At 45.4% G+C, this 647-nt stretch carries 1 pseudogene; it reads left to right on the top strand.

The features are described 5' to 3' along the window. Positions 1 to 544 (top strand): annotated as a pseudogene (locus R7O13_RS27985) (PilZ domain-containing protein); the annotation flags it as partial. Positions 545 to 647 lie beyond the last annotated feature (103 nt).

Below are 647 nucleotides of genomic sequence, written 5' to 3'. Positions count from 1 at the left end.
AAGGACGTTAAGCACACCTATCTTTATCAGCAAAAGCACAGCATCGGCACTAAAAACTCCGGTGGTTGGGGTGAACCTGCCGTTACCAAAACACATTGAGTTGTTTGCACGCTTAGGTCACGACCAAAAATTCTCTTTAGAGCCAATTTTTAAAGGCCGCTCTAGCACGCTGATCGCAGAACCAATTAAGCGTGTCGACGGAGCACAAGCAAGACACCAAGACATCTACATTAGTGCGGCGAAAATCGGCAACAAGATCACTGCTATCGAATCCAAACTGCACCAAGAATTTAATAGCGTGAAAGAGCGAATTCAGTTCATCAAAAAAGCGCGCATGATGGGCGATTTCTATGTATTTCGAATGTCTACCGCACCCATTTTTGATCCTATGACGTCACTGCTACGACAGGACTTGAGTGACCTTACTCAGTTTGGCGTTCATCAAGCCAGTAAACTAGAAAAGGAGCTGACGGCTTTGGTTGGCTACAGCGAGTTTGAAGACATAACCGAAGAAGTCGTCGTGCGACTTGAACTAACGGAATAAAAAACACCGCCAAGATAGGCGGCGTTTTTCTTTCTGATTCTATTACGGCTTCGCTTTCCAACTGATTTTTTGCTGCTTCACGAGCGCGCCAGACAAAATACAG

The organism is Vibrio sp. Y176, assembly GCF_033438945.1.
This window is presented reverse-complemented; position numbering and strand designations above follow the sequence as displayed.